This is a genomic window from Clostridium aminobutyricum (genome assembly GCF_017255415.1).
In the GTDB taxonomy this organism is placed as follows: domain Bacteria; phylum Bacillota; class Clostridia; order Peptostreptococcales; family Anaerovoracaceae; genus Aminipila; species Aminipila aminobutyrica.
Genome location: NZ_JAFJZZ010000001.1, coordinates 412,198 through 425,422 on the forward strand (window position 1 = coordinate 412,198; position 13,225 = coordinate 425,422).

At 40.0% G+C, this 13,225-nt stretch carries 14 protein-coding genes and 1 other annotated feature; all 14 genes read left to right on the forward strand.

What is annotated here, in order from left to right:
• Positions 1 to 71: 71 nt before the first annotated feature.
• Entirely contained in the window at positions 72 to 1,382 is a 1,311-nt protein-coding gene (locus tag JYB65_RS02055) for a phenylacetate--CoA ligase family protein (RefSeq protein ID WP_206580908.1), read from the forward strand.
• Positions 1,383 to 1,386: 4 nt separating this feature from the next.
• Positions 1,387 to 1,803, forward strand: coding sequence for an ACT domain-containing protein (locus tag JYB65_RS02060; protein WP_206580909.1), 417 nt, complete (start codon positions 1,387 to 1,389; stop codon positions 1,801 to 1,803).
• 89 nt (positions 1,804 to 1,892) lie between these two features.
• Positions 1,893 to 2,112, forward strand: a binding site (T-box leader).
• A gap of 109 nt (positions 2,113 to 2,221) precedes the next feature.
• Positions 2,222 to 3,520 (forward strand): phenylacetate--CoA ligase family protein, encoded by a 1,299-nt coding sequence (locus tag JYB65_RS02065; RefSeq protein WP_206580910.1) that lies wholly within the window; start codon positions 2,222 to 2,224, stop codon positions 3,518 to 3,520.
• Positions 3,521 to 3,543: 23 nt separating this feature from the next.
• Complete coding sequence (locus tag JYB65_RS02070) at positions 3,544 to 3,927, forward strand: ACT domain-containing protein (protein ID WP_206580911.1); 384 nt, start codon at positions 3,544 to 3,546, stop codon at positions 3,925 to 3,927.
• 137 nt (positions 3,928 to 4,064) lie between these two features.
• Entirely contained in the window at positions 4,065 to 4,544 is a 480-nt protein-coding gene (rimP, locus tag JYB65_RS02075; protein ID WP_206580912.1) for a ribosome maturation factor RimP, read from the forward strand.
• An 18-nt stretch (positions 4,545 to 4,562) separates the two neighbouring features.
• Positions 4,563 to 5,666: a transcription termination factor NusA gene (gene nusA, locus JYB65_RS02080; RefSeq protein ID WP_206580913.1), complete on the forward strand. Its 1,104-nt coding sequence runs from the start codon at positions 4,563 to 4,565 to the stop codon at positions 5,664 to 5,666.
• An 8-nt stretch (positions 5,667 to 5,674) separates the two neighbouring features.
• Positions 5,675 to 5,959 carry an RNase P modulator RnpM gene (gene rnpM / locus JYB65_RS02085; protein WP_425331116.1) on the forward strand — a complete coding sequence of 95 codons (285 nt, stop codon included), beginning with the start codon at positions 5,675 to 5,677 and terminating at the stop codon, positions 5,957 to 5,959.
• Positions 5,943 to 6,257 carry a L7Ae/L30e/S12e/Gadd45 family ribosomal protein gene (locus JYB65_RS02090; RefSeq protein WP_206580915.1) on the forward strand — a complete coding sequence of 105 codons (315 nt, stop codon included), beginning with the start codon at positions 5,943 to 5,945 and terminating at the stop codon, positions 6,255 to 6,257. The genes rnpM and JYB65_RS02090 overlap by 17 nt, the downstream gene beginning before the upstream one ends.
• Positions 6,258 to 6,271: 14 nt before the next feature.
• Positions 6,272 to 9,358 carry a translation initiation factor IF-2 gene (infB, locus tag JYB65_RS15055; protein ID WP_206580916.1) on the forward strand — a complete coding sequence of 1,029 codons (3,087 nt, stop codon included), beginning with the start codon at positions 6,272 to 6,274 and terminating at the stop codon, positions 9,356 to 9,358.
• A gap of 30 nt (positions 9,359 to 9,388) precedes the next feature.
• Positions 9,389 to 9,811 (forward strand): 30S ribosome-binding factor RbfA, encoded by a 423-nt coding sequence (gene rbfA, locus JYB65_RS02100; RefSeq protein ID WP_206580917.1) that lies wholly within the window; start codon positions 9,389 to 9,391, stop codon positions 9,809 to 9,811.
• On the forward strand, positions 9,768 to 10,769 hold the full coding sequence (locus JYB65_RS02105; RefSeq protein ID WP_206580918.1) for a DHH family phosphoesterase: 1,002 nt from the start codon (positions 9,768 to 9,770) through the stop codon (positions 10,767 to 10,769). The genes rbfA and JYB65_RS02105 overlap by 44 nt, the downstream gene beginning before the upstream one ends.
• A gap of 3 nt (positions 10,770 to 10,772) precedes the next feature.
• Positions 10,773 to 11,816, forward strand: coding sequence for a tRNA pseudouridine(55) synthase TruB (truB, locus tag JYB65_RS02110; RefSeq protein ID WP_206580919.1), 1,044 nt, complete (start codon positions 10,773 to 10,775; stop codon positions 11,814 to 11,816).
• Between the two features lie 3 nt (positions 11,817 to 11,819).
• Positions 11,820 to 12,758, forward strand: coding sequence for a bifunctional riboflavin kinase/FAD synthetase (locus JYB65_RS02115; RefSeq protein WP_206580920.1), 939 nt, complete (start codon positions 11,820 to 11,822; stop codon positions 12,756 to 12,758).
• A 154-nt stretch (positions 12,759 to 12,912) separates the two neighbouring features.
• Positions 12,913 to 13,179 (forward strand): 30S ribosomal protein S15, encoded by a 267-nt coding sequence (gene rpsO / locus JYB65_RS02120; protein ID WP_206580921.1) that lies wholly within the window; start codon positions 12,913 to 12,915, stop codon positions 13,177 to 13,179.
• Positions 13,180 to 13,225: the final 46 nt, after the last annotated feature.

Below are 13,225 nucleotides of genomic sequence, written 5' to 3' on the forward strand. Positions count from 1 at the left end.
AAATCGTATTGGATTCGATACAATGAAAAGTATACAGTAGTTTAGTAGGAAACGTAGGAGGAATTGTCAGAATGGCGCAGGATAGAATTTGGAGCAAAGAAGAAAGTTTTAATCGGGAGCAGTTTCAGACTGTTCAATTAGAAAGACTGAAAAAAACAGCAGAAAGAGTATATAATAATGTCCCTCATTATAAGAAAAAATTTGATGAAATCGGTGTATTGCCGGAAGATATAAAAAGCTTAGAGGATTTGAGTAAGCTGCCCTTCACAGTAAAAGCAGATTTTAGAGATACCTATCCGTGCGGATTGTTTTCCGTACCCAGAAAAGAATTGGTTCGGTTCCATGCGTCCTCCGGGACAACAGGAAAGCCGACAGTAGTCGGCTATACAAAACATGACATGGCTATGTGGCGCGAGATGATTGCCCGATTGGTAACGATGGCAGGTGTGACAGAAGAAGATACAGCGCAGATTTCTTTTGGCTACGGTTTATTTACGGGAGCTTTTGGATTGCATCAGGGTCTGGAAGAAGTAGGAGCTGCTGTTATTCCGATGTCCAGCGGAAATACAAAAAAGCAAATTATGATGATGCAGGATATGGAGACGACGGCTTTGATCAGTACTCCTTCTTACGCATTACATATGGCGGAAGTTGCGAAAGAAATGGGTGTTGATCCGGCAAAGGATTTGCATTTAAAATACGGACTTTTCGGGGGAGAAGGATCCACTGAGGCTATGAGAAACGAGCTCAACGAAGTATGGGGGATTTTTTCAACGGAAAACTATGGGATGAGTGAATTAATCGGACCCGGTGTTGCCGGAGAATGTCAGGCACTTCGAGGAATGCATATCAATGAAGATCATTTCCTGCCGGAAATCATCAATCCGGAGACAGGTGCGGTGCTTGGAGAAGGAGAAATCGGCGAATTGGTTATTACGACGATCAGCAAAGAAGGGCTGCCGATTATCCGATACAGAACAAAGGATATTACGTCTTTACACTATGATCAGTGTGACTGCGGAAGAACTACGGTTCGAATGTCAAAAATACAGGGACGGTCGGATGATATGCTGATTCTAGGCGGCGTCAATGTATTTCCGTCTCAGATTGAAGAGGTACTGATCAGTACACAAGGCATTGGGCCTCATTATCAAATTAAGGTATTTAAAAAAGGTTACTTGGATAAAATTGAAGTGGATGTGGAATTAGCGGATGCAGACTTCTTGGAATCCTTTGGCAAACTGGAAAGCTTAAATGCCGCTATTAAATCCAAGTTAAAAACGGTTTTAGGCATTGATGCGAAGGTAAACCTTGTTCAGCCTAGAACATTGGAGCGGTTTGAAGGTAAAGCAAAGAGAGTAATTGATATGAGGGAGGTTTAATAAAATGGCGATTAAACAATTATCTATTTTGATTCCAAATCAAAAAGGTGCGCTGGCAGAATTGACTGAAACTTTTTGTGAAGCGGATATTGATATCAGAGCTATTTCCGTATCGGATACGACTGAATATGGAATCTTGAGAACAGTAGTGGATGATTCGGCAAAGGCTATAAAATGTTTGGCTGATAAAGGCATTATTGCGAAAGAGAGCGAAATTTTAGCGATCAATCCGGAAGATAAAAGAGGAAGCTTAACGGCCATCTTTAAGCTGCTCGGTGAAAATGATATTAATATCGATTACATCTATTCTTTTGTTGTTAGAAAAAAGGAAGATCAGTATTTTGTGCTAAAGGTGGATGACATTCCAAAAGCGGAAAAGCTGTTGGAGGAGAATGATGTTGAGGTTATCAGAAGCTTATAAAAGGAAGCTGAAAACCTTATTTTAGCAGAGAAATGTAGTTGACATTCTTTGTTAAAAATAGTATTATGTAATTTAATAATATATAATGAATAAAGGCTATGACAGGGTAAAGTAAATGAATGTAGTCGCATACAGAGAGCTGGAGTTGCTGAGAGCCAGTTGCGAATCGTTGATTGAAGTTCCCCCTTGAGCCGGCATGCCGAACCAAGCAGTAAGTGTGCACGGGATCTCCCGTTATAGAGATAAGGATGTATGTCCTGAGTGGCCTTTGGGCAATAAGAGTGGTACCGCGGACTTTCCGTCTCTTAGGAGACGAAAAGTCCTTTTTTGATTTACGGGAAATATCGTTTCCTATAAATCGGTTAAAAATGGAAATATAGCAAATGCTTAAAATAAAATAAAAAAGGAGAAATATAAGATGATTTGGAATGAAACAGCAGAATGTATGGATTTGGAACAACGACGTGAACTGCAAGGATACAGGCTCAGAGATACGGTCGCTAGGGTCTATCAGAATGTAGAATTCTATAGAAAAAAGATGCAGGAATTGGGTATTGAACCCGGCGACATCAAAACGATAGATGATATTGTAAAACTTCCGTTTACAACAAAGAAAGACCTGAGAGACAACTACCCGTTCGGACTTTGTGCAGCACCGGAAAGCGAATTTGTTCGAATTCATGCGTCTTCCGGTACGACCGGCAAACCGACGGCCGTTCCTCATACCCGAAAAGATTTGGATATGTTTGCTGAAAATGTTGCCAGATCAATTTGCTGCACCGGAGGTACGTCAAAGGATGTGGTACAGGTGGCTTACGGGTATGGATTATTTACAGGAGGGCTCGGTCTTCATGACGGGGCAACCAGACTGGGAGCAGCTGTTATTCCTATTTCAGGAGGAAATACCAGAAACCAGCTGACGCTTATGAAGGATTTTAAATCCAGTATTTTAGCCTGTACTCCTTCTTATGCGATGTTCCTTGCGGAAGCATTGAAGGAAGCAGGTATTTCTCCAGAGGAGTTACATTTACGTATCGGTATCTTCGGGGCAGAGCCTTGGAGCGACGAAATGAGAAAGAAAATTGAAGAAGGACTAGGTTTAACGGCATATGATATCTATGGATTAAGTGAAATCATGGGGCCTGGTGTAGCGTGCAGCTGTCAATACCAGAATGGTTTACATATTGCAGAAGACCATTTCTTCCCTGAAATATTGGATCCGGATACGCTTCAGCCGGTTGCGGACGGCATGGTCGGTGAGATGACTTTCACTCATTTGACAAAAGAAGCGATGCCTCTGCTTCGTTACAGAACGCGAGATCTGTGCACATTAAACCACGAGCCTTGTGAATGTGGAAGAACGAATGTAAGAATGGGTAGAATTTTAGGCCGAAGCGATGATATGCTGATTATTCGTGGGGTAAACGTATTCCCATCTCAAATTGAGAGTGTTTTGTTAGAAGTTCCGGAAGTGTCCGCAAATTATGTCATCATCGTTGATCGTCAAGGCACATTAGATACTCTTGAAGTTCAGGTAGAGCTAGATGAAAAATATATTACGGATGAAATGGTTGAGCTGGATAAAATCGCCAAGAAAATTAAGCAAAAGCTTGACAGCGTACTACGTATCGGTGTTAAAATTACATTAGCAGAACATAAGACTATTCAGAGAAGCGAAGGGAAAGCTAAGAGAGTCATTGACAAAAGAAAGATATAGTGGTTCGAAAGGAGCTGAACGACATGATGATAAAGCAATTGACCGTATTTTTACAAAACGAGGCCGGAAGATTGGAAGAACTGACATCCATATTGGGCAAAAATGATATTAATATTTCAGCTATCAGCATCGCTGAATCAGCGGAATTTGGAATAGTGAGAATGATTGTAAACGATTGCGATAAAGCGGTTAAAGTTCTGAAGGAGAATGAATTCTCCGTAAAGACGGTGGACGTGATTGGGATAGAGACACCGGACACACCGGGATCTTTATGTGACACATTAAAGAAATTTGCTTCTGCGGGGATTAACGTTTCCTATATGTATGGATATTCAACCGGTGGGGTAGCTCATATCATCATGAAGGTGAGCGATCCGGATAAAGCATTATCGATTCTTAGCATGTAATGTTGAATTCTTTAACTGATAAAAGGCTTGCATTTGCAGGCCTTTTATGGTAGAATAAATTCATTGTTAAATTTAGACTTTTTTTGAGAAGAGTGGGCGATGCCCACTCTTCAACTTTTGTAGATGAAAGGAAAGAGATGGCGAAGGGTAAAATAAAGGATATAGTGGAGGAAATTTTAAGCCAATTTTTAGATGAAAATGGATTGGAACTTTACAATATTGAATATGTAAAAGAAGCAAAAGATTGGTTTTTGAGAGTATACATTGATAAACTTGAAGGATCTGAGGAAGAATATGTTTCGACAGATGATTGTGAACTAGTAAGCCGATTTTTAAGTGAAAAATTGGATGCACTCGATCCTATTGAGCAAAACTATTATCTTGAAATTTCATCACCCGGTATGGACCGGACATTACTCAAAGAAAAGGACTATGTTCGGTATGCCGGAAAACAAGTAGACGTAAATTTATATCAGGCAATAGATGGAAAGAAAGCTTTATCAGGAGAGCTTGTAGGCATTATCAATGACAATCTTGTAATAAAGGATGAAAAAGCAAATCAAATAGAGATACCGATGAATAAAGTGGCGAAGACAAAATTGACGGTAGTTTTTTAAAGGAGGTTATAGCAGAAAATGAACAGAGAATTTATTAAGGCGATTGAAGAGCTGGAAAAAGAAAAAGAAATATCGAAAGATATTTTAATTGAAGCGATTGAATCGGCTCTAGTATCGGCATATAAGAAAAATTACGGGACATCTCAGAATGTACGGGTAAACATTGATCGCGAAGAAGGTGATATCGATGTCTTTATGAGAAAAGACGTGGTGGAAGAAGTATGGGACGATTTAGTAGAAATATCTCTTGAAGATGCCCGTGAAATCGACCCAAGATATAACCTAGGGGATGCTATTGAATATCAGGTCACTCCCAAAGATTTCGGCAGAATCGCTGCACAAACAGCAAAGCAGGTTGTTGTACAGAGAATAAGAGAAGCGGAAAGAGGAATGATTTTTGATGATTACATCAATAGACAGGGTGAAATTATCAATGGTCAAATTCACAGAATCAGTAATGATACGATTTTTATCAATATGGGCAAGACGGAAGGGATTTTGGCTGTAACAGAACAGGTTTCCGGAGAAAACTATAGAATAAATGATCGTATTAAAGTTTATATCATGGATGTAAAAAAAACAACCAAAGGTCCCCAAGTGTATCTTTCAAGATCTCATCCGGGCCTCGTGAAAAGACTGTTTGAATTGGAAGTTCCTGAAATACAGGATGGTGTAGTTGAAATTAAGAGCATTTCAAGAGAAGCAGGTTCCAGAACAAAGATGGCTGTTTGTGCATTGGATGACAATGTGGACCCGGTAGGAGCTTGTGTAGGACCTAGGGGCACAAGAGTTCAGGTGATTGTAGATGAACTGTTCGGTGAAAAGATTGATATCATCAATTGGAGCGATGAACCGGAGAAACTGATCAGCAGTGCTCTAAGTCCAGCCAAAGTGGAAAAAGTCATTGTCAATGAAGAAGATAAAACAGCGATAGCCATCGTTCCTGATTATCAATTATCTCTTGCAATTGGTAAAGAAGGTCAGAACGTAAGACTGGCAGCAAAATTATGTGGATGGAAGATTGATATTAAGAGCCATTCCCAGTATTTTGCAGATGACAGCGAGTTTGTGGAATATGATTTGCAAGACGAAGCTGGGGAAGAATACGCTGACGAAGAATAAAGATGGGAGTGTATGCCTTGAAAACTAAGAAAATACCTATGAGACGGTGTGTCGGATGTATGGAATCAAAACCTAAAAACGAAATGATACGAATTGCTGGATATGAAGGTGAGGTTTCGATCGATTTAACGGGGAAAGCAAAAGGAAGGGGCATTTATTTATGCCCGGATAAAGAATGCTTTCAAAAGGCACAAAAGCGAAGAGCGATAGGAAGAAGCTTGGAGATGGATATTGCTCCTGAACAGTTAGAAAAATTGTTCGAGGAATTAAAAAAATATGAGAAGCAAAATTGATAGTTATTTAGGATTTGCTAAACGTTCTAGGAACTTGGTAATGGGATATAACACCTGTATTTTAACCATGAACAAAGGGAAGCTTAAGCTTCTGATTCTGGCAAGTGATGTTTCAGAAAATACGATGAAGAAACTCACCAGTATAGCCAATGAACGGAAAGTTGTGTATCGTATATATGGAACCTGTGATGAATTGTCCAAGGCTGCAGGGACTGTAGGAAGGGGAGTTTTTGGAATAACGGACGAAAATTTCGCAAATGTAATTTTAAAAGAGATTGACGAGGATCAATCTGTATAGAAGGAGGTGTTCTAATGACATTAAAGATTCATGAGTTAGCCAAAGAATTGAATATGAACAGCAAGGAGTTGCTTGAAAAAATCAATAATATGGGAATTGAAGCGAAAAGTCATATGAGCGTACTATCTGATATTGATGCAATTTCAGTGAGAAATAACATAAATAGAAGTAATGCAAGTAAGGAAACAAAAATTGTAAAGGCAGCGCATAAGAAGGTTGAGAAAGAAGAACAGCAGGAGGAGCCTAGAGTTGTCGTAAAGGCAGCTGCGAAATTGACGGTAAGTCCTGAAACGAAACCTGCGAAAGCGCATACACAGAAAAATACGGAGAAGCAAATGACCCAGAAACCACCTGTTGGGAAGCCGGTTGTGCCAAAAGATATGGATGCATCCAGATCAAAACCGCCTGTTGGCAAACCTGTTATTCCGAAAGAGTTTGAAGACAAAGAAACAGCAGCTTCGGCAGAACAGTCAAAAGCTGCAGAAGCAAAGACAGCAGAAGTAAAACTGGCGGCAAAAGCGGAACCGATTACGGCCGTTCAACCGGAATCAGGTCCTCAGAGACTCAAAATTATTAAAAAATATGATCCAGAGCAAGAACGAATTGAAAAAGAAAAAGCTGAGGCAAAGAAGTTAGAAGAACGAAAAGCAGCAGCAGAGAAACGTGCCGAAGGCCAAAGAAGAGAATATTCGAATAATCGAAATGAAGGAAACAATCATTCTTCCAACAGAAATGATTATCAAAGAAGAGATTACAGATCGGATAATCAGGGTGGCCAAGGTGCCCAAGGTGGTCAGAATGGTCAGAGAAATGACAATAGAGGGGACTATCAGAGAAATAACGATAACAGGACTGGTGACAGACCGGCAAGACCAAATGATAGAAACGACAGACCCTTCAGACCAAACGATAGAAATGATAGGCCGGCAAGACCAAATGACGGAAATAACAGGCCAGCAAGACCAAATGACGGAAATAACAGACCGGCAAGACCAAACGATAGAAATGACAGGCCAGCAAGACCAAACGATAGAAATGACAGACCGCCGTACAACAAAGACAGGGATTCGAGAGACAATCGCAGCGGAGAGAAAAGGCCTTATCAGGGTGGTCAGAGAGACGGCAGAAGTAATGATAAACCTGAGATCGCTCCTATTATCAACAAGCCTCAAATAAAAAGAGACGAGAAGGAAAAGGAGAAGGAAAGAGATAAGTTTGCGAAACTGGAAAAGGGAAAGCCAAAGACTGCAGTAAAGCAAAGATCACTGGAAAAACAGCCTAAACCGAAGAAACAGCAGAAAGTTAAAGTAGTTGAGGAACCGAAAATTAATATGGAAGAACTTCCTGTAGGAACAAAAATAGTAAATGTACCGATTACTGTAGCGGGTTTTTGTGAACAGTTAGAAATTAGTACCTCGATTGTGATCATGAAATTGATGAAGCTTGGTATTATGGCAAATATCAATCAAAACGTTGATGAAGATACAGTATTGGTATTAGCGGAAGAGTTAGGTGTAAATGTTGTTATTGGTAAGGTAGAAGAAGAGGCTGTTGAAGAAGGCTTGGAATTATTTGATGATAAGGAAGAGGATCTGAAGCCGAGACCTCCAATTGTGACCGTTATGGGGCATGTAGACCATGGTAAGACTTCCCTTCTTGATGCGATCAGAAAAACGAACGTTACAGCTTCCGAATCCGGCGGTATTACTCAGCATATTGGTGCTTCAGAGGTAACGATTAACGGACAGAAGATTGTTTTCCTTGATACTCCTGGACATGAAGCGTTTACAGCGATGAGAGCCAGAGGAGCACATGGTGCAGATATTGCTATTTTAGTAGTTGCCGCTGATGACAGTGTAAAACCGCAGACGATTGAATCCATCAGTCATGCAAAAGCTGCCGGAGTGCCGATCATCGTTGCGATTAATAAGATTGATAAGCCAGGTGCGAACCCGGATCGAGTAATGCAGGATCTAACTGAACATGGGATTCTGGTTGAAGCGTGGGGCGGAGAAACCATTGCTGTTCCTGTATCTGCTAAATCAGGAGAAGGTATTGTAAATCTTCTGGAAATGATCTTGCTCCAGTCAGAAATGATGGAACTCAGAGCAAATCCGAGTCGATTGGCTTTAGGTACTGTCATTGAGGCTAGACTGGATAAGTCAAAGGGACCTGTTGCCACCTTATTGGTAACAAATGGTACGCTTCAATCCGGTATGAGTGTGGTGGCTGGTACTTGTGCAGGCAGAATCCGACTGATGACGAACTACAAAGGCGATACGATTCGAAAAGCAGGTCCATCAACCGCTGTTGAAATTCTAGGTTTACCGGAAGTTCCGGAGGCGGGCGATGTATTCAATGCTGTTCGTGACGATAAGCTAGCTAGAGAAATCGCTGAAACAAGAAGAATAAAACTGAGAGAAGAAGTTCTTGCAAGAAATTCAAGTACGACGCTTGAGAAGTTGTTCAGTAGTATTCAGGAAGGTGAAATCAAAGAATTGAACCTCATTATCAAGGGAGATGTTCAGGGATCTGTTGGTGCACTTGAATCTTCTCTTGAAAAGTTAAAGAATGAAAATGTTCGAGTAAAGATCCTCCATTCCGGTGTTGGTACAGTAACGGAATCTGATGTTATGCTAGCAGGCACTTCAGGTGCGGTAATTATTGGATTTAATGTAAGACCAAGCACTGCTGTATCTGCCATGGCGGAACGAGAAGGAATTGAAATTAGAACGTATAGGGTCATTTACAATGTAATTGATGATGTGGAAGCCGCTATGAAGGGTATGCTTGACCCTGAATTTAAAGAAGAAGTTTTGGGTAAAGTAGAAATCAGAACAACCTTCAAAGTTCCGGGTGTTGGTACCATTGGTGGTGCTTATGTTCTGGAAGGTAAAGTGGTACGAAATGCGGAAGTGCGTGTCGTACGTGACGGTATCGTTTGCCATGAAGGCAAGATTTCATCTTTAAAGCGATTTAAGGACGACGCAAAGGAAGTAATGCATGGATTTGAGTGCGGTATCGGCATTGAAAATTACAATGATATCAAAGAAGGCGATATCATCGAATGCTTCCATATGGTTGAAGTTGAAAGAAAATAAAATGATGAACGTAAAGAAAAGGATGTAAACATGGGAAAAGGTTATAGACAGGGACGGCTTGGCGAAGAAATCAAAAAAGTAATAGGTGAGCTGCTTCTTAGAGAAATAAAAGACCCCAGGTTATCAGGATTAGTGAGCATATCTGCTGTTGAGGTGACCCCTGACGGCAGTTATGCGACTGCTTATGTGACCTCCCTTGGAACCACATTGGACGACGAAAAAGCAGAAAAGGAAAAAGAAGATGTCTTGGCTGCTTTACGAAGTGCAAAGGGGCTTATTAAAAGGGAAATTGGAAGAAGTATTAAATTAAGACATATTCCTGAACTGATTTTTAAAATGGATACTTCCTTGGAATATGGAAGACACATGTCTAAAATTATCAGTGAACTAGGGATCGAGAAGTATAGTGATGATGATGAAGAATCGGGCGATGACGATGAGCAAGAGAAATAACAGTTTAAAAGAAATCGCAGATGTTTTATGGAATGCAGAAAGTGTACTATTGTACCCGCATGTAAATATGGATGGAGATTGCCTTGGCTCAGCGGTTGCTCTGTGCGCCGCTTTGCGTAAAATAGGGAAAGAAGCCTATGTCTTAATAGAAGATGAAATTGCTGCTTTTTTAAGATTCATGGAAAAAGATTATTGCACAGAGGAACTTCAGATTATAAAAGAGCCGGATGTTTGTATCTGTATTGACTGCGGAGAACCGGAACGATTTAAGTACCGGAAAGACAAATTCTTTCAAGGAAAGACAACGATATGTATCGACCACCATTTGACGACAGAGCCTTTTGCCGATTTGAATTATATTGATCCAAAGGCGGCAGCTACTGGAGAGATTATTTATGAATTGCTGAATGGGATGCGAATCGTAATTGATAAAGAAATCGGAGAAGCTCTTTATGCGGCTATTGCTACAGATACCGGCAATTTTCAATATTCAAATACAACGAAGAATACGCATGAAATCGTAGCAGGCTTGTTCGACTGTGGAATCGATCACAATAAAGTGAGCATACAGCTGTATCAAAATATTCGGGCAGAAAAAATATTACTGCAAAATAGAACGCTGCAGACTTTAAAACTCTTTGCACAGGGACAGGCCGCCATTTGTTGCACCACAAAAGCAATGTTGGAGGAAACCGGTGGAAAGATGGAAGAAACCGAAGGGTTTATTGAAGTCCTTCGCAGTATCAGCGGCGTGGAAGTTGCTGTCTTTGTGAAGGAAGTGACTGATACGACTTCAAAAATCAGTATGCGTTCTAAAGAAAAAGTAAATGTTGCAGAAATATCAAAAGAGTTTCATGGAGGCGGACATATGAGAGCGGCAGGGTGTACCTTAAACATGGGCACCTCGGAAGCTATGGAGACGATGATCGATACCATAGAAAGGTTCCTGAAAGGATAGCAGATGATTAAAGAAGGTATTATTAATATTAATAAGCCAGCCGGTTATACGTCGCATGATTGCGTCAATGTTATCAGAAGCCTTACCGGAATCAAACGTATTGGACATACCGGAACCCTGGACCCGATGGCATCTGGGGTGTTGCCGGTTTGCATTGGAAGCGCTGCAAGAATTACGGAATATTTAGATTTAGACTTTAAAAAATATAGATGTGAATTACTTCTGGGGCTTGAGACGGACACGCTCGATATTTGGGGACAAGTGTTATTTGACAAGACGGAACTGGCGAAATCATTGATTTCATCAGGGAAAATCTCAGAAGAAACCGTCCGAAGTGCATTGACTCAATTTGTGGGAAACATTATGCAGATTCCCCCTAAGTATTCAGCGCTCAAAGTAAACGGTAAAAAACTTTATGAATATGCCCGTGCCGGTCAAGAGATTGAAATTAAATCAAGACGGGTATATATAAAAGATATCCAGCTACTTTCTTTAAATTTATCAGAGTGTAAATTTTTTTTTGAAGTGACTTGTTCAAAGGGAACATATATCCGCTCACTATGCAGGGATATCGGTGAAATCTTTGGTTGCGGGGCAGCAATGAGTGCTCTTGAAAGAACAGCCAGCGGCGTTTTCAGCGTGGAAGATGCGGTGGACCTGGAAGCCTTAAAAAAATTGAAACAGGGAGAAAATAAACGAGATCCTGAAACGGGTAAAATTATTGAATATGCCAGGGCAATCCCTGATGAGATGAATGCGTTTGTTGTAGATGTCGATGTTCCGCTGACCCATTTTGGTAAGGCTGTTTTATTTGACAATCGGGTAAAATGGTTTTGCGACGGCGGACCGGTTCATGAGCAGCAGGTTAAGATATTAAAAAATCCGGAATATAAGGAAAAAAACGCGCTTATTGAAATTCGAGAAGAATTTAAAAATGCGTATAATATATACAGAGAAAAAAATGGCCAGGAACTGTTTCTTGGAGTTGCATTCCATAACGAAGAGACGATGGAATTTAAAGCAGATAAAGTTTTTGGCAGAGGTTAGATCATGATTATATTTAATACATTAGATGAAATAGCAAATATAAAAAGTACAGTGGTTGCTTTAGGTAATTTTGACGGAGTGCATAAAGGTCATCAAGAATTGATTAAAAGGACAGTAAAGACGGCAGAGGCGGCGAGTCTAAAGAGTGCAATATTTACGTTTTCCAATCATCCGAAGAATGTAAATTCAGGAGAATTGGTGGTTAAAAATATTTTATATTTTGATGAAAAAGCTAGAATTATTGAGTCATTAGGCGTGGACTATATGTTCAATATTCCTTTTGATGAGCACATAAGATCCATGGAAGCCATCGATTTTATTGATCAAGTACTTATTGGGAAATTTAAAATGAAGCAGGCTTACTGTGGGTTCAATTATCGTTTTGGACACATGGCGAAAGGAACGCCCGAAGTGCTGATGCATGAAGGGATTGAACGTGGATTTGGTATTCATGTGTTGGAACCTTTTCAGATTGACGGCAATTTGGTCAGCAGCACCTTTATTCGAAATTTAATCGCAGAAGGTAAGGTAGACCAGTGCCCAAAATACATGGGAAGAAACTATGCGATAGGCGGTGAAGTCGTTGTAGGGAATAAAATCGGAAGGACGATCGGCTTTCCGACTTCAAATCTGATCATTGATGAGTCGATGGTCACTCCGCCAAATGGTGTCTACGTAACACAGTGCATCTATAATGGTATAAAGTATCCAAGTGTTACCAATGTAGGGGTAAAACCAACCATCGGTGATTATAAAAAGAATGTGGAAACTCACATATTTAATTTTAATAAAGAGTTATACGGGAAAACCATTCGAGTAGAATTTCTCGAAAAAACCAGAGACGAAAGAAAATTTGACAGTGTTGAGGAACTATCTAAACAAATTACAAAAGATTGCATTATGGCGAAAGCATATCACAGAAATAAAGGCACTGCCATATAATTCAATAATTTTGCTAAATTTATAATAGAAAATAATAGACAAGGATTCCTTCGTATGTTATCATGAATTGTTAAATAATTTGTACCTTTGCTCAGTTTCTCGATTCTCCAACGGAGACTCAGCAAAAGGTGAATAAAAAAAAGGAGAAATGGAAATGATTGATCAGACTAAAAAATTAGAAATTATCACAGAATATCAGACAAAAGAGGGTGACACAGGTTCCCCTGAAGTACAGGTAGCTATTCTTACTTACAGAATCAATGATTTAAATGAACACTTAAAGATTCACAAGAAAGACCACCATTCAAGAAGAGGTCTTTTGAAGATGGTAGGACAGAGAAGAAACCTTCTTAATTACTTAAAGAATAAGGATGTTGAAAGATACAGAAGTCTTATTGCACGTTTAGGATTAAGAAAGTAATTGTGAAATACAAGCGGGGCATCTTTACCCCGCTTTTATTTATATA